General features: G+C 72.6%; 15 protein-coding genes. 4 read left to right on the top strand and 11 right to left on the bottom strand.

The window, feature by feature from the left end; translation table 11 throughout:
• Positions 1-42: 42 nt before the first annotated feature.
• Entirely contained in the window at positions 43-753 is a 711-nt protein-coding gene (locus ACZ9QC_RS26285) for an RDD family protein (RefSeq protein ID WP_472915364.1), read from the bottom strand.
• Between the two features lie 87 nt (positions 754-840).
• On the bottom strand, positions 841-2,565 hold the full coding sequence (locus ACZ9QC_RS26280; RefSeq protein ID WP_472915363.1) for an RDD family protein: 1,725 nt from the start codon (positions 2,563-2,565) through the stop codon (positions 841-843).
• A gap of 265 nt (positions 2,566-2,830) precedes the next feature.
• Here ACZ9QC_RS26280 and ACZ9QC_RS26275 point away from each other — a divergent pair, with 265 nt between their 5' ends.
• Positions 2,831-3,244: an SsgA family sporulation/cell division regulator gene (locus ACZ9QC_RS26275; RefSeq protein ID WP_472915362.1), complete on the top strand. Its 414-nt coding sequence runs from the start codon at positions 2,831-2,833 to the stop codon at positions 3,242-3,244.
• A 37-nt stretch (positions 3,245-3,281) separates the two neighbouring features.
• Here ACZ9QC_RS26275 and ACZ9QC_RS26270 read toward each other — a convergent pair whose 3' ends face one another.
• On the bottom strand, positions 3,282-4,688 hold the full coding sequence (locus tag ACZ9QC_RS26270) for an FAD-binding oxidoreductase (RefSeq protein ID WP_472915361.1): 1,407 nt from the start codon (positions 4,686-4,688) through the stop codon (positions 3,282-3,284).
• An 89-nt stretch (positions 4,689-4,777) separates the two neighbouring features.
• Between ACZ9QC_RS26270 and ACZ9QC_RS26265 the strand changes: the two genes are divergently transcribed.
• The gene (locus tag ACZ9QC_RS26265) at positions 4,778-6,292 is read left to right on the top strand and encodes a tetratricopeptide repeat protein (RefSeq protein ID WP_472915360.1); all 1,515 of its coding nucleotides are present in this window, start codon (positions 4,778-4,780) and stop codon (positions 6,290-6,292) included.
• 180 nt (positions 6,293-6,472) lie between these two features.
• On the opposite strand, the gene hppD is transcribed toward ACZ9QC_RS26265, so the two are convergent.
• On the bottom strand, positions 6,473-7,636 hold the full coding sequence (gene hppD, locus ACZ9QC_RS26260; RefSeq protein WP_472915359.1) for a 4-hydroxyphenylpyruvate dioxygenase: 1,164 nt from the start codon (positions 7,634-7,636) through the stop codon (positions 6,473-6,475).
• 122 nt (positions 7,637-7,758) lie between these two features.
• Between hppD and ACZ9QC_RS26255 the strand changes: the two genes are divergently transcribed.
• Positions 7,759-8,283: an Lrp/AsnC family transcriptional regulator gene (locus tag ACZ9QC_RS26255; protein WP_472921814.1), complete on the top strand. Its 525-nt coding sequence runs from the start codon at positions 7,759-7,761 to the stop codon at positions 8,281-8,283.
• A gap of 62 nt (positions 8,284-8,345) precedes the next feature.
• Here ACZ9QC_RS26255 and ACZ9QC_RS26250 read toward each other — a convergent pair whose 3' ends face one another.
• Both ACZ9QC_RS26250 and ACZ9QC_RS26245 read right to left on the bottom strand, forming a co-directional pair.
• A complete protein-coding gene (locus ACZ9QC_RS26250) occupies positions 8,346-9,146 on the bottom strand; it encodes a S16 family serine protease (RefSeq protein ID WP_472915358.1) in 801 nt (266 codons plus the stop codon).
• A 105-nt stretch (positions 9,147-9,251) separates the two neighbouring features.
• A complete protein-coding gene (locus tag ACZ9QC_RS26245; RefSeq protein WP_472915357.1) occupies positions 9,252-9,728 on the bottom strand; it encodes a MarR family winged helix-turn-helix transcriptional regulator in 477 nt (158 codons plus the stop codon).
• Positions 9,729-9,814: 86 nt separating this feature from the next.
• On the opposite strand from ACZ9QC_RS26245, the gene ACZ9QC_RS26240 reads away from it, so the two are divergent.
• The gene (locus ACZ9QC_RS26240) at positions 9,815-10,645 is read left to right on the top strand and encodes an alpha/beta fold hydrolase (RefSeq protein WP_472915356.1); all 831 of its coding nucleotides are present in this window, start codon (positions 9,815-9,817) and stop codon (positions 10,643-10,645) included.
• Positions 10,646-10,775: 130 nt separating this feature from the next.
• Here the strand turns inward: ACZ9QC_RS26240 and ACZ9QC_RS26235 are convergent, their stop codons facing one another.
• From ACZ9QC_RS26235 to ACZ9QC_RS26215, 5 genes are all read right to left on the bottom strand, one after another.
• Positions 10,776-11,417 carry an IclR family transcriptional regulator gene (locus ACZ9QC_RS26235; protein ID WP_472915355.1) on the bottom strand — a complete coding sequence of 214 codons (642 nt, stop codon included), beginning with the start codon at positions 11,415-11,417 and terminating at the stop codon, positions 10,776-10,778.
• Positions 11,418-11,821: 404 nt separating this feature from the next.
• Complete coding sequence (locus ACZ9QC_RS26230; protein WP_184893467.1) at positions 11,822-13,618, bottom strand: DEAD/DEAH box helicase; 1,797 nt, start codon at positions 13,616-13,618, stop codon at positions 11,822-11,824.
• Positions 13,619-13,786: 168 nt separating this feature from the next.
• Positions 13,787-14,167, bottom strand: coding sequence for a type II toxin-antitoxin system death-on-curing family toxin (locus ACZ9QC_RS26225; protein WP_472915354.1), 381 nt, complete (start codon positions 14,165-14,167; stop codon positions 13,787-13,789).
• A complete protein-coding gene (locus ACZ9QC_RS26220; RefSeq protein ID WP_037710693.1) occupies positions 14,164-14,364 on the bottom strand; it encodes a ribbon-helix-helix protein, CopG family in 201 nt (66 codons plus the stop codon). The genes ACZ9QC_RS26225 and ACZ9QC_RS26220 overlap by 4 nt, the downstream gene beginning before the upstream one ends.
• A gap of 46 nt (positions 14,365-14,410) precedes the next feature.
• Entirely contained in the window at positions 14,411-15,919 is a 1,509-nt protein-coding gene (locus tag ACZ9QC_RS26215) for an MFS transporter (RefSeq protein WP_472915353.1), read from the bottom strand.
• Positions 15,920-16,099 lie beyond the last annotated feature (180 nt).

Here is a 16,099-nt window from a genome sequence, read left to right as displayed (position 1 = left end):
GACCCGCCGTCGTCGTGCGCCCCCCGTGCCCGCTCGCGCCGCTCAACCGGTGCTGACCACCACCGTCTTGGCCGCCTTGTCGTGCAGGCCCTGCTTGTAGGGCTTGTCGAAGAAGCTCCAGCCGCCCGCGATCGCCGTCCAGACGCAGGCGCAGCAGAAGGCGAAGGGGATCCACAGCACGGCCGCGCGCAGCAGCGCGGTCTGCACGGAGGGCGTGGAGCCGTCGTTGAGGTTCGCCACCCGCAGGCGCAGCAGCTTCTTGCCGAGAGTCTGGCCGTTCCGGACGGTGAAGTACGTGTCGTAGGCGATGTAGAGGACCGCCGCCAGCGCCTCCTGGGCCAGGGACTTGCCGAACTCGAAGTCGTCCGAGTCCACGGTGTACTGGCTGATCCGGAACGCCCAGGCGAGCAGCCCCACCACGATCCCCACCAGGATCATGTCGAGGATCCGCGCGAGCACCCGCTTCCCGCTGTCGGCGAGCGGCGGCATGCCGGAGAGCGGGTCGTTGGGGTACGGCCCGCCGCCGTAGGGGTCACCGTCGTAGGGACCGCCGCCGTAGGGAGGCTGCTGGCCACCGTAGGGCGGCGGCTGACTGCCGTGCGGCGGCTGCCCGCCGCCTTCCCCGTACGGCGGCTGCTGGGGCGGCGGGTCGTACGGGGAGCCGCCGCCCTGCCGCGGCGGGGGCTGCTGCTTCCTGAACGGGTCGTCGTCCGGGGACTGACCGGAGCCGAAGGGCGGCGGTTCGGTACTCATGGCCCGAGTCGACCGCGAACCCCCCGCCTCCGCATCCGGCACGGGGCCGTCCGGAGTACGGCCCCGGCGAGGAGCCCGGGGGGCCCGCTAGTCGCCCGCCACGAACGTATGGGCCGCCTTGTCGTGCCAGCACTGGCGCCACGGCTTGTCCCACACGCACCACAGCAGACCGAGGACACCGACGCCCAGCAGCCCGGAGACGGTGTGGACGAGCCAGCGCCGCAGTGAGCCCATGAAGGACGGCGGCTCGTGGCCCTCGATGTCCCGGACCTCGATGCCGAACACCCTCTTGCCGAGGGTGCGGCCCCACTTGGCGGTGGGCAGCACCTCGTAGAGGGCGCTGACGAGGAACAGGACGCCCAGGACGATGCCCAGGTAGACGGAGGTCGTGCCGTCGACCAGCCAGACGGTGACCCGCTCGCCGGAGAGCCTGGCCGCCTCAATCTTCTCGTCGATGTGGTCGACCGCCTTGGTGCCGAACGGCACGGCGGCCACGGCCGTGACGCCGCCGACGACCAGGCTGTCCACCAGCCGGGCGGCCAGCCGTCTGCCGAGCCCCGCCGGTCTGGCCTCGGACTGCCGCCGCGCGGCCGCCTGGAAGGGGTCCTCGACGACCGGCTTCCACGGCGCGACCGGCTGCTCCCCGTCGCCCCCGGCCAACTGGTGCACCTGCTGGGCCCAGGAGGGCTGCCCGCCGCCGATGCCCGCGGCCATCGGGGTGTCGGCGGACTGCGGGGCGGTGGACTGCGGCGGCACACCCGGCGCGAGGTTGGGGACCGGGGCCGACTGCGGGGACTGCGGGGCCGGTGGGAAGGCGCCACCGAACGGGGGCTGCTGCGGGCCCGGCACGGCAGGAGCGGCCGGGGTCGCCGGAGCGGTGGCCGAGGGCGCCGGGGCCGGGGCGGCGGCCGCTGCCGCCGGGACCGCCGGGCCAGGCCGCGGACCCTGCTGCGGCACCGACGGGTCCTGCGCGGCGGGCGGCGTCTGCGGGCCCTGCTGAGGACCGGACGGCGCCGACGCGGGCGACGAGGACTGCGGGGCGAGCCCCAGGGCCTGCTGGGCGGCGACCTGCGCCGGGGTCAGGGGCACGCCGAAGGCGGCGGGGGCCACGGGGGCGGCCCCGTCCTGCTGCCCCGTGGGCGAGGACGGACGGAAGGTCATGGTGCCGTCCGACGGCGCGGGTTCCGCGCTCTCGGCCGAATCCGGGCGCCCGGAGCCGTTCGGGCGCCGGAAGACGACCGTGCCCGGCGTGGCCCCGGCCTCGTCCGCCGGCGGGATGGTCGCCGTGCCGTCCGTGCTCGCCGTCCGCCCGGGGTCGCCGAAGGCCGGGGAGCCGGCGGGCGCGGCCGGGACGGCGGAGCCGTCGGCGGCGCCACCGGTGTCCCCCGTGCCGGCCGTACCACCCGCGCCGGCCGAGAGGGAGAGGCGGGGGTCGGCGCCGCGGGCGGAACCCCAGGACACCCGGCGGTCGTTGTCGCCGCCGAAGCCGGTCTGGCGGGAGCGGTCGGCGCCCCACGCGGAGGCGGGCTCGGGGCGGGAGCCGTGCAGGGCGCTGTCGGCGGCCGGCCGCGCCGCGCCGCCGTCGCCCGCGGGGTCCTCGTCGAAGAAGTGCGGGCCCGTCTCCTCCACGGCGCCGGACGGGCCGGAGCCGGGCGGCGGGGCGAGCGGCTCACCGTCCGAGGGCGCCGGACGGCTCGTACCCGGCACCCAGGCCGCGCCGTTCCAGTACCGGACATATCCAGGAATGGACGGGTCCGGGTAATACCCTTCGCGGGGCCTGTCGTCGCCGGGGGCCGGGGTTGGGGCGCTCATGTCCGTCGTCCCGTATCTGCTCGTGGGTCGGGTGGAGGCATCCAGATCTACCAGACGCCGGCCCGGTCCATGACCGCTGCCTCCGGACCCGCCCCATTCGCCCACGGATCTGCTACGGGCGGAGCGGGAGGCGTCGGCGTCCGCGGGCGGTCGGCGGACTCGTCGGAAAAGAGTTTCGCGAACCCGCGTAATGCTTCGGGGCCCACGCCCCTCTCACTCGTACGGGCCCGCCCACGGGGCCCTCTACGAGAGAGGAACGATCACCATGCGGCACACCGTCGTGGAACGCGAGCTGGAGCTCAGACTCGTCCTGTCGCCCGAGCGCAGCATCCCCGTGCCGGCCAGACTGGCCTACCGCGGCGACGACCCGTACGCCGTCCACATCACCTTCCACGTCAACTCCGACCGGCCGGTGCACTGGACGTTCGCGCGGGAGCTGCTGGTCGAGGGGGTGTTCCGGCCGTGCGGGCACGGGGACGTGCGGGTGTGGCCGACGAAGGTGTCGGGCCGCAGCGTCGTCCTGATGGCGCTCAGTTCGCCGGACGGGGACGCGCTGCTCGAAGCGTCGGCCACCGCGGTGTCGGCCTGGCTGGAGCGGACCCTGCGGATGGTCCCGCCGGGCTCGGAGTTCGACATGCTGGGCATCGACGACGGCCTGGCCGAACTCCTCGCCCAGTGAGGCACGTTCCTCGGGAACGACGGCGTCGGAGCACGCGTCAGAACAGCTTGCCCGGGTTGAGGATGTTCAGCGGGTCGAAGACGGACTTCACCGCCCGCTGCATCTCCATGCCCACCGGGCCGAGCTCCCGGGCCAGCCACTCCTTCTTGAGGATGCCCACTCCGTGCTCGCCGGTGATCGTGCCGCCGAGTTCCAGACCGAGGGCCATGATCTCGTCGAAGGACTCGCGGGCGCGCCGGGACTCGTCGGGGTCCGCCGCGTCGAAGCAGACGGTGGGGTGCGTGTTGCCATCGCCCGCGTGTGCGCAGACCCCGATGGTCAGGTCGTACTTCTCGGCGATGCGGTCGACGCCGTCGAGCAGCTCGCCGAGCCGGGAGCGCGGCACGCACACGTCGTCGATCATCGTCGTGCCCTTCACCGCCTCCAGCGCGGTGAGCGACAACCGCCGTGCCTGGAGCAGCAGTTCGGACTCCGCCGCGTCGTCCGCCGGGACGACCTGGGTGGCGCCCGCGGCCTCGCACAGCGCGCCGACGGCGGCGAGGTCGGCGGCCGGGTCCGGGGTGTCGAAGGCGGCGAGCAGCAGCGCCTCGGTGGTCTCCGGCAGTCCCATGTGCGCCAGGTCGTTGACGGCCTTCACCGTCGTACGGTCCATGAGTTCGAGCAGTGAGGGGACGTGCCCGCCGGCCATGATCCGGCACACCGCGTCGCAGGCGGCGGCCGCCGACGCGAACTCCGCCGCCAGCACCAGCTGCCGGGGCGGGCGGGGCTTGAGGGCGAGGGTCGCGCGGACGACGATGCCGAGCGAGCCCTCGGAGCCGACGAAGAGCCGCGTGAGGTCGTAACCGGCGACGCCCTTCGCGGTGCGCCTGCCGGTGGACATCAGCCGGCCGTCGGCGAGCACGACGTCCAGGCCGAGGACGTACTCGGCGGTCACCCCGTACTTCACACAGCACAGGCCGCCCGAGGCCGTGCCGATGTTGCCGCCGATGGTGCACATCTCCCAGCTGGAGGGGTCCGGCGGGTAGGAGAGGCCGTGCTCGTCGACCGCGCGGGAGAGGGCGGCGTTGACGACACCGGGTTCGACGACGGCGATGCGGTCGACCGGGTTGATCTCCAGGATGCGGTCCATCTTCGTCAGGGACAGCACGATGCAGCCCTCGGAGGCGTTGGCGCCGCCGGACAGGCCGGTGCGGGCACCCTGCGGGACCACCGGGACGCGCAGTTCGGTGGCGGTGCGCATGACGTGCTGCACCTGTTCGACGGTCCGGGGCAGGACGACGACCGCCGGGGCACCGGCCTCGCAGAAGCTCGCCATGTCGTTCGCGTAGGAGGTGGTGACGTCCGGGTCGACGAGGACCGCCTCCGGCGGCAGGCCGCTGAGCAGTCGGTCGACGAGGTTGCCGGTCGTCTCGTCGGGCGGGGCTTGGATACGGCTCATGATCACAGGTTCGCACTCGCGGCCATCGGTGTGAACCCGTCGGCGCGAGCGTTCGGGTGCGGGATGTGGTCGTCGTATTGACGCACAGTGACGACATGTCTGTGGAGAACGAGGAGCGGGCTGCGTGGGCGGCACGGGTGGTGCCGTGGCTGGAGCGGGTGTCCGGCCGGTGGCGGGGCCGGGTGCCGGCCTGGGGGCAGGGTGGAGGCGTGGCGGGGGCCGTCGTCGGGTGTTTCGTGCTCGGGGGTGTGCTGATGGTGGTGCCGCCGGACGGGGGTGACGGGCGTGACGGGGGCGGCGGTCGGGAGTCGCGGGTCGTGGGCGCGGCCGGGGCCGAGGGCCGGCGGGCCGGGGCCGGCGCGGCTGCCGGGGCGCCCGCCCGCTCGTCCGCCCGCTTGACCGCCGGGGTGCCCGCCGCGCTGCCCGACGTGGTCGCGACCGTGCGGGAGCGGGAGGCCCGGGTGCGGGCCCGTCCGGGGGACCACGCCTCCTGGGCGGTGCTCGGCGTGGCGTACGTCGAGCGGGCCCGGCGGACCGGTGACGTCACCGACTACCCCCGGGCCGAACGCGCCCTGCGCACCTCGCTGCGGCTCAGGCCGGACGGCAACGCGGACGCCCTCGAAGGCCTCACCGCCCTCGCGGTCGCCCGCCGCGACTTCCGGGCGGCGGGGCGGTGGGGTGAGGAGGCCGTACGGGTGGCACCGGGGCGCTGGACCTCGTACGCCCTGCTCATCGACGCGTACGACGGGCTCGGCCGGTACAAGGCCGCCCGCGCGACCCGGGACAGGATGCTCGCCGTCGACTCCGGGCCGGCGGCCAGGGCGCGGGCCGCGCGGGTCTCCTGGGACCAGGGGGCGCGTGAGGACGCGGCGGCGGCGCTCTCGGACGCGGCGGCCGCCGAGACCTCGGCGGCGGGCCCGTCGGCCGCGGGGGCGGCGTGGTGGGTACGGGCCGGGGAGCTGGCCTGGGAGCGGGGGGACGCGGAGCATTCGTTGCGCTACTGCGAGGCCGGCGGGTCCGCCTCCGCGGGAAGTGAGCTCGATCCCGTCCCGGAGGCCGGGGCGTGCCGGGCGCGGGCGCTGGTCGCGCTGGGGCGTACGGCGGAGGGGGTACGGGCGTACCGGGCGGCGCTGGCGCGGCGGCCGTCCGCCGAAGTCGCCCTGCGGCTGGGGGAGTTGTACGAGTCGCTGGGGCGGCCGAGGGAGGCGCGGAAGCAGTACGGCGTGGTGCGGGCGCTGGTGGCGCGGTCCACCGCGGCCGGGGTGAACGAGTCGCTCGTCCTCGGGGCGCTGGAGGCGGACCACGGGGATCCGGCGGAGGCGGTGCGGGTGCTGCGGGCGGAGTGGGAGCGACAGCCGGGGTTGCGGGTGGCCGACGCGCTGGGGTGGGCGTTGCATCGGGCCGGGCGGGACGGGGAGGCGCTGGGGTTCGCACGGCGGGCGACGGACCGGGCACGGGGTGGGGAGGTGCGCAGTGCGGCCTACGCGTATCACCGGGGGGTGATCGAGCGGGCGGTGGGGTTGGAGGCGGCGGGGCGGCGGCATCTGGAGGAGGCGCGGCGGTTGAATCCGTATGGGGCGGCGTACGGGGCGGCGGGGGGTGCGTTGTAGGGAACGGGGGGTGCGTTGGTCGGGTGCGGGGGTGCGTTGGTCGGGTGCGGGTGAGTGGGGCTTCTCGCGCAGTTCCCCGCGCCCCTGCTTTTCAGGGGCGCGGGGAACTGCGCGGCCAGCCCCCACCGGAGCCGCACCCGCCGACGAAACAGGCACCCCCGAGCTACGGGGCGCCCCGCCCTACAAGTTGCCCCTCTTCTCCTGCTCCCTCTCGATCGCCTCGAACAGCGCCTTGAAGTTCCCCTTGCCGAACCCCATCGACCCATGCCGCTCGATGATCTCGAAGAAGACCGTCGGCCGGTCCTGGACCGGCTTGGTGAAGATCTGCAGCAGGTACCCGTCCTCGTCCCGGTCCGCCAGGATCCTGAGTTCGCGGAGGGTGTCCACGGGCACCCTGGTGTCCCCGACCCACTCCCCCAGCGTGTCGTAGTACGAGTCGGGCGTGGCGAGGAACTCGACCCCCGCCGCCCGCATCGTCCGTACCGTCCGCACGATGTCGTTCGTGTTGAGCGCGATGTGCTGGACTCCCGCGCCGCCGTAGAACTCCAGGTACTCGTCGATCTGGGACTTCTTCTTGGCGATGGCGGGCTCGTTGATGGGGAACTTGACCTTGAGCGTGCCGTCCGCCACGACCTTCGACATCAGCGCGCTGTACTCGGTGGCGATGTCGTCCCCCACGAACTCCTTCATGTTGGTGAAGCCCATGACCCGGTTGTAGAACTCCACCCACTCGTTCATGCGCCCGAGCTCGACGTTGCCCACACAGTGGTCGATGGCCTGGAACGTACGCTGCGCGGGCGGCTCGACGAGGGGCTCGGCGGCGACGTACCCGGGGAGGTACGGCCCGTCGTAGCCGGCGCGTTCGACGAGGGTGTGCCGGGTCGTGCCGTACGTGGCGATCGCGGCCAGCACGACCGTGCCGTGCTCGTCCTTCAGCTCGTACGGCTCGGCGACGGAACGGGCGCCGTGTTCGACGGCGTAGGCGTACGCGCGGCGGGCGTCGGGGACCTCGATGGCGAGGTCGACCACGCCGTCGCCGTGCTCGGCGACATGCTCGGCGAGGAAGTGGCCCCAGGTGGTGGCGGGTTTGACGACCGAGGTGAGGACGAACCGGGCCGAGCCGTTCTCCAGGACGTAGCTCGCCGTCTCGCGGCTGCCGGTCTCGGGGCCGGCGTAGGCGACGAGGCGCATGCCGAACGCCGTGGAGTAGTAGTGGGCGGCCTGCTTGGCGTTGCCCACCGCGAAGACGACCGCGTCCATTCCCTTGACCGGGAAGGGATCAGCCTGCCGTGCGGTGCGCGGGACGTCGTGCGTGCCGGGTGTGTGCGCGGAGGTGGCTGCCATGACCGCAGCGTCCTCCGCGCTCACAAGGTGTGCAACAGTTGACGGATCCGGTGGACAATCTGTTCAGCGGCAGGCGCGTCGAGGGCCGTGTTCCCCACAGCATGACCAACCCGGGAGGTCTGGTGGCGATCGATCATCTGGACGGGCGGTTGATCGTCCTGCTCGCGCGTGAGCCCCGTATCGGGGTGCTGGAGATGTCGCGGCGGCTGGGGGTCGCGCGGGGCACGGTGCAGGCCCGGCTCGACCGGCTCCAGTCGAACGGCGTCATCCGCGGCTTCGGCCCCGAGGTGGACCCGGCGGCGCTCGGCTACCCGGTCACGGCGTTCGCGACCCTGCAGATCCGGCAGGGGCAGGGCGCGGAGGTACGGGCTCACCTGGCGACCGTGCCGGAGGTGCTGGAACTGCACACGACGACCGGCAGCGGGGACATGCTGTGCCGGCTGGTGGCCCGTTCGAACGCCGATCTCCAGCGGGTGATCGACCGGGTCGTCGGTATCGACGGCATCGTCCGGGCCGCCACCGCGATCGTGATGGAGAACCCCGTTCCGCTGCGGATCATCCCGCTGGTGGAGCAGGAGGCGCTCCGCGAACGCGCCGACGGACCTCGGGAGACGCCGACCGAAGGCATGCCTGGCCCCTCTGGCTGACCGGCCTGACTGGCTGACCGGCCTGACTGGCTGACCGGCCTGAGGGCCTGAAAGGGCCGCCGTCAGCAGCTGGGTACGGTCCCCTTGCCCGTCTCCAGCGCGACGAGGGAGCCCACCGCGCCCTTCAGGGTCGTCACCGGGATGAGCCGCAGCCCCCTGGGCAGTTCGGCCTTGGCGTCGGCGCACTCGGCCTTGGGGACCAGGAACACGGTGGCGCCGTCACGCCGGGCGGCCTGGGTCTTGAGGGCGACCCCGCCGACCGCGCCCACCTTGCCGGCGGTGTCGATGGTGCCCGTACCGGCGATGACCCGGCCGCCCGTGAGGTCGCCGCCGCTGCCGTCGCCGTCGAGCTTGTCGATGATGCCGAGGGAGAAGAGCAGGCCCGCGCTGGGGCCGCCGACGTCGGCGAGCCGCAGGGTGACCTCGACGTCACCGGAGTCCTCGCCGAGGTAGGCGAGCGCGGCCTCGGTGGCGGTGTCCTGGGACTCCTTCATCTCGGCCTTGTTGTGCTCCTGGATCTCCTCGGTGGTGTCACCACTGGGGTAGACCGCTTCGCGGGGCATGACGGCCTGGTCGCTGCGGAACCAGCCGTCGAGCACGTCGCCGAGGCCGACACGGGCGTCCGGTCCCGTCGCCTCGATCGTCGTCATCCGCAGCTGGCCGCTGGTCTTCCGGGCCGGGGCGCCGCTGATGGTGATCACCGGCTCGCCCTTGTTCTCACCGAGCACGTTCGCCGTCATCCCCGGCTGCGCCACGGAGAACGGCAACGGCGCGAACGCCACCGTGACGAGCAGCCCCACCACCGGCAGGGAACTCACGGCTACGGCGACGGGACGCGAAAGACTGGAGAGACGAGAGAGCACGGAGTCAATCTAACGTGAGGGGTACTTCCGGCCAGGGGGCGGTGGTGTCCCTCGGGCCCGCGACGGGCGCCGACATGGTTCCGGGCGGGCGGCCGAGCCCGGCTGTCAGTTGACGTCCACGTCCTCGAAGAGTTCGAGGAGCTGCGTCAGGACCCGTACGCAGGAGTCGACGTCGGCCGCTGTCAGATCGCCTCCGGCCTGCTTCAGCAGCGCGCTCTCCCGGGCGACCAGCGCGTCGATGGCCGTGCGGCCGGTGTCGGTCAGCCGGATCAGGGAGGAGCGCTGGTGGGCCGGATTGGGGATGGCCTCGACGAGGTCCCGCCCGGCCGCCTCGTTGACCATGCGCTGCACGAACTGCCTGCTCAGCGCCAGTGTCCGCCCCATCTGCGGCACGGTCATCGGCCGCTCGGCCATGCGCAACAGCTCCAGGACCGCGCGTACGCCGACGGGAAACCCCTCCTTCCGTTCCTTCAGCTCCAGCGCGCGGGTGGTCCTCCGGTAGAGGGGCCCCAGGACGGCGAACACCTCGGACAGCCGCCCGGCGAGCGCGTCGGGCGGCAGCGGCTCATTGGTCTCTGTCACGGGCTCATTGTCTGCCACGCCCCCCACCGCACCACAGAATGACAACTGGGTTGTCATTCTCTCACCAACATGACACCTTGGTTGTCATGACTGATGCCTCGCAGGTCCGCACCCACACGTTCCCGTCCGACGACGGCCTCCTCGCCTACCTGGACACCGGCTCCGGCACCCCGCTCGTACTGCTGCACGGCGGCTTCACGGACCACACCATGTGGCGGGACCTGGTACCCGCCCTGACGGCGGCCGGCCACCGGGTCATCGCCCCGGACGCGCGAGGGCACGGCGCCTCCGCGAACGCGAGCAGGCCGTTCCGCTTCACCGACGACCTCGCCGCGCTGCTGCGCCACCTGGACACGGGCCCGGCGATCCTGGTCGGCATGTCGATGGGCGGCGGCACGGCGGTCGACACGGCACTGGAACACCCCGACCTGGTACGCGCCCTCGTCGTCAGCGGCGTCGGCACCAGCGAGCCCGAGTACACGGATCCCTGGACCAAGGACAGCGTCGCCCGGTACTACGGCACGCTGATGTCAGGCGATCTGGAGGGCTGGCTCGAAGTGGTCGCCGAGGCGGTCGCCGGCCCGCACCGCGAGGTCGACGACGTGGACCCCGACATCGTCCGGCGGGTACGGGAGATGAGCCGTGCCACCGCCCTCAAGCACACCGTCGGCGAGCAGGACTGGTACGTGCCGGTCACGGACACCTGGGCCCGCGCCGCCACCATCACGGTCCCCACCCTCGCCGTCAACGGTGCCCTGGACGCCCCCGACCTCATCGCCATGGCCGAACGCCTGGTCGCCACGGTCGCCGCGAAGGGCCACACCGTCAGCGTCGAGGGCGCCGGACACTACGTGAACATGGAGCAGCCGGACACCTTCACCGCACACGTGCTGGACTGGCTGAACCGACTGCCCTAGGGACGGCCGGAAAGGCGTGCGCGACACCGGAGGACGTGCCAGTCACCCGAGGGCGTGCGCGTAACCGAAGGGCGCCCGAAGGACGTCACGCAATGCCACTTCACTTCACTTCACTTCACGTCACGTCACGTCACCGGAGCGCGTCGGCCACTTCCCGTGCCGCGTCCATCACCCGCGGGCCGACCCGCTCCGGCACCGCGTCGGCCAGCATCACCACTCCCACGCTGCCCTCGACGCCCGTCACCCCGAGCAGCGGGGCGGCGGCCCCGCTCGCCCCGGCCTCCAGCTCGCCGTGCGTGAGCGCGTACCCCGGCCAGTCCCCCGGCTGCTGCCGCCCCGACAGGATGGCCCGCCCCGCGGCCCCCCGGTCCAGCGAGTGCCGGAACCCGGCCCGGTACGCCACGTGGTAGTCCGTCCACGTCGGCTCGACGACGGCCACGGCCAGTGCCTCGGTGCCGTCGACGAGCGTGAGGTGGGCGGTCGCCCCTATGTCCTCGGCCAGCGCCCGCAGCGCGGGCAGGGCGGCCTCCCGCACCAACGGGTGCACCTGCCGCCCGAGCCGCAGCACCCCCAGCCCCACCCGGGCGCGTCCGCCCAGGTCACGGCGGACGAGGGAGTGCTGCTCCAGGGTGGCGAGCAGGCGGTAGACAACGGTCCGGTTGACCCCGAGCTTGTTGGACAGTTCGGTGACGGTCAGGCCATGGTCGGTGTCGGCGAGCAACTTGAGGACGCGCAGTCCCCGATCAAGCGTCTGAGAGGTCTCCGCGGTCACGACGCCCACTCCTTCGTGGTGAGGGCGGCGACCCCTGTCATGGCTGATGCGTCACCGGTCCCGTTCGGCGACGCGCTACAGAGGCCGCCGATCGGCTGAACCCGGATGATCCGGGCGGAGTCGCTTCACGGCTGCGCTCCGCGGCGGCGCTGCCACGGGGCGTGTGCGTAGCGGGACAGTAGACGAGCCGGTTCGCTGAGCGGAAGACTCCGTCCAGAATCCGGTCAGTGACCGGTACGGACTACTTCGCTTTGTCGCGAAATGTACGGGCGCACGACGCACGCCACACACCCCGCAAGGCAGCGCACGCCACCCGGGGGCGCCCCCTCGGTGCGCGCCCCGGCGCGCACCCTCCCGACTCTCCCCCGGAGCGCCCTCTCGGTACGCGCCTCAGTACGCACCCCTCACTTCATCCGAGTCGCCCACTCCTGCACCTTGGCGATCCGCTGGCGCAGCTGTCCCGCCGTGGCCTCGGCGCTCGGCGGTCCGCCGCACACCCGCCGTACCTCGGTGTGGATGACCCCGTGCGGCTTGCCGCTCTGGTGGGAGTACGCGCCGACCATGCCGTTGAGCTGTTTCCGCAGCTCAAGGAGTTCCTTGTGGGTGACCACGGGCCGCCGGTCGGCCGGCAGCTCCACCAGGTCGGCCTCGGCGTCCGGCTTCTTGCGGCTGTGCGCGATCTGCCGGGCCTGCCGCTTCTGGAGCAGCAACTGCACCTGGTCGGGTTCGAGGAGCCCCGGGATCCCGAGGTAGTCCTGCTCCTCCTCACTCCCCGGGTGGGCCTGCATACCGAACTCGGCGCCGTTGTACATGACCCGGTCGAACACGGCGTCGGATTCCAGCGCCTCGAAGGGCAGCATGTCCTGCTCGCCGGTGTCCTCGTCCTGCTGCTTCTCCGCCTCCGCGAGGAGCTTGTCCTCCTCGGCGTACGGGTCCTCCTCGCCCGCCTTCTTCGGCTTGTCGAGGGCGTGGTCCCGCTCGACCTCCATCTCGTTGGCGAAGGTGAGCAGGTCGGGCACGGTCGGCAGGAACACGGACGCGGTCTCGCCGCGCCGCCGGGACCGTACGAACCGGCCCACGGCCTGGGCGAAGAACAGCGGGGTGGAGATGGTGGTGGCGTAGACCCCGACGGCCAGCCGGGGCACGTCGACGCCCTCGGACACCATGCGCACGGCGACCATCCACCGGTCGGTGTTGTGGCTGAACTCGTCGATACGGTCCGAGGCGCCGGAATCGTCGGACAGGACGACCGTCGCGCTGGTCCCCGTGATCTCCCGGATCAGCTTGGCGTAGGCGCGGGCGGAGTCCTGGTCGGTGGCGATGACGAGGGCGCCGGCGTCCGGGATGGCCTTCCTGACCTCGGTGAGCCGCTGGTCGGCGGCGCGCAGCACGCTCGGCATCCACTCGCCGCGCGGATCGAGCGCCGTGCGCCAGGCCTGGCTGACCGCGTCCTTGGTCATGGGTTCGCCGAGGCGCGCGGCGATCTCGTCGCCCGCCTTGGTGCGCCAGCGCATGTTGCCGCTGTAGGAGAGGAAGATGACAGGCCGCACGACGTTGTCGGCGAGGGCGTTGCCGTAGCCGTAGGTGTAGTCGGCGGAGGAGCGCCGGATGCCGTCCGCCCCCTCCTCGTACGTGACGAAGGGGATGGGGTTGGTGTCGGACCGGAAGGGCGTACCGGTGAGCGCGAGCCGGCGGGTGGCCGGCTCGAAGGCCTCCAGGCAGGCCTCGCCCCAGGACTTGCTGTCACCGGCGTGGTGGATCTCGTCGAGGATCACCAGGGTCTTGCGCTGCTCGCTGCGGTTGCGGTGCAGCATGGGTCGTACGCCCACACCCGCGTAGGTGACCGCGACGCCGTCGTACTCCTTGCTGAGCGGCCCCGCGCTGTACTCGGGGTCGAGCTTGATCCCTATCCGCGCCGCGGCCTCGGCCCACTGCTTCTTCAGGTGCTCGGTGGGCGCCACGACCGTCACCTGCTGGACGACGTGGTGGTGCAGCAGCCAGGACGCGAGCGTCAGCGCGAAGGTCGTCTTACCGGCGCCCGGGGTCGCGACCGCGAGGAAGTCCCGCGGCTGCTCCTGGATGTACTTCTCCATCGCCCCTTGCTGCCAGGCACGCAGCTTGCTGGCGGTACCCCAGGGGGCACGGCCGGGGAAGGCGGGCGAGAGGTGGTGGTTCGAGGAGGAGGTGGCGGTGGTAGTCACGGTCTCCGGTCTGGTGGTCGAGCGGCTCGGCGGGTAGCCCCGGGCGACCCGCGCAGCGACTCGGACACCACGGCTACGTATGACAACCGGGCCACCCTACCGGCGGTGCGGTCGCGCCAACGCGCTCATTCCGCCGGGCCGCCCAGGGATGGGACCGAGGTCACATCGCTACTCGGCCAGGTCTCGCAGCGCCTCGGAAATGACCTTGACCTCGTCGAGAGCGCCGGTCGAAACGGCGATGACCAGGCGCTCCGCCGCGTCGATGTCCGGCCGCAACTGCACCTCGTTCATGGCGAGGAACACGACGCAGGACACCCAGGCCGTGCGCTTGTTCCCGTCGAGGAAGGGGTGGTTGATCGCCAGCGACTGCAACAGGGCGGCCGCCTTGTCGAACAGGTCGGTGTAGGCCTCCTGCCCGAACATCGCGGCCGATGGGCGGTGCACGGCCGATTCCAGCAGGCCGGCATCGCGCACGACGACGACCTGGTCGTCCACCGCGTGCCCGGCGATGGCCAGAACGTCCTCGGCCGAGAGGTAGACACAGCTCACTTCAGCCGCTCCAGCAGCTCGGCCCACTTGACGGTCTGCTCCTTGGCGGCCTTGCGGACCAGCGCCTCGTGCGCCGTCCTGGCCAGGTAGTCGTCCACGGCCCGCAGCAGTATGGCGTGCATGCTCGTACCCTCCTCCTCGGCGCGCAGCTTCAGAGCTTCCGTCTGGTCGTCGCGGAGACGCAGGTTCATAGCCATACCAGAACGGTACCACCGGGTGGGGTCACATCGGTACCAGATCCGGCTAGCGGGCCCGCAACCGCGTGGTCACCCAAGCCCCCACCATCGCCACCCCCGCCATCGGCAGGAACACCACGACGAAGGCGGCCGGGTGGGACGCGGCGGCGGCGGTCGTGGTGGCCCCGTGCCCGACCGCGCCACCGCCCAGCGCGGCGAACGCGGCGCCGCCCGCCGCGAGGAGGAGCGCGTTGGACAGACCGTCGGAGATCTGGAGCGACGCGGAGTTGGTGCCGGCCTCCTCCGGGGCGGAGAGCTGGAGCAACAGCACGCTGGTGGAGGAGATCACGAGCCCCATCCCGAAGCACCCGAACGCCCAGGCGACGGCCACGGTCCACACCGGGACGGAGTCGACCAGCACCCCCGGCAGCGTGGTGATCGCCGCCGCCACCAGCACCATCCCCACCGTCATCAGCCGCTCCCGGTACGGCTCCACCCGCGCCCGCGCCTGCACCCACGACGCCAGCGCCCAGGTCGCCCCGCCGGCCGCCAGCGAGAACCCGGCGAGCGTCGGCGACAGCCCCCGCTGGGTCACCAGCATCAACGGCACGAACGACTCGGCCGCCACGAACGAGCCCGCAGCCACCCCGCGCAGCAGCACCACCGACGGCAGCCCCCGGACCGCCCGGTACGTCCCCCTCGGCAGCAGCCCCGACACGGCCGGCACAAGGAGCGCGACGCCCACGACCGCCGGCACCAGCGACCACCACCGCGGATCCTGAGCCGCGTACTGCAAGAGCCCGGCCCCGAGCGAGATCCCGAAGGCGAGCCGGATACGACGGCGGTCGAAGGAAGGGGCGGAAGCAGACGCAGACGCAGAGGCAGAGGCAGAGGCAGAAGGAGGAGTGACTGGCCCGGAAGCCGAAGCAACCGGCCCGGAAGCACGCCTTCGTATCTGCGGCAGCGCGAGCCCCAGCGGCAGGACCACCAGCGCGGGGATCCCCAGGAACACCCACCGCCAGCCCAGTTGTTCCGTCACCGCGCCCGACGCGAGGGGGCCGACCACGGAGGGGATGACCCAACTGGCCGCGAAGGCCGCCATGATCGAGGGCCGGAGCCGCTCCGGGTACGCGCGCCCGACCACGACGTACAACGCGACGATCACCAGCCCGCCGCCGAGACCCTGCACGGCCCGTCCGAGGATGAAGAGCCACATCGCGCCGGCCGTCCCCGACAGCACGAGCCCGGTCGCGAAGGCACCGATCCCCGCCGTCAGCGGCCCCAACGGCCCCCGCCGGTCCGCCCACTGACCCGCCAGCACCATCCCGAACAGGCTGGTCGTGAAGTACGCGGAGAACGCGAAGCCGTAGACCGGGATCCCGTCCAGCTCACGCGCCGCGACCGGCATCGCCGTACCGACCGCCATGGCCTCGAACGCGATCAGCAGCACGACCGAGACGATCCCGATACTGAGCCCCCGGTAGGAGCGGCTCAGCACGCTCTCCTCACCGTCGGCGACCGACGTCGGGGCAGGGGTCTGCGTGACACCAGCGCCACGCGGTTCGGAAGCGGCCATGCGAGCCAGCGTAAGGGGCACAAAACAGTTTCGCCCCTGTCCGAAGTCCCCCACCCCCCAGGACCTTGGTCGTACGTCCACCAGTACGCCCAGCCCGGACACCCACCCCGTGCGCCCGCCCGAACCCCGTTCATGAACGGCGTATGGCAGTCCCGTTGCAGCACCCCCACCGCCCTTGAG

Source organism: Streptomyces sp. HUAS MS02 (assembly GCF_055702265.1).
The sequence above is the reverse complement of the archived record's forward strand: the minus strand, read 5'-3'. Positions and strand labels throughout refer to the sequence as shown.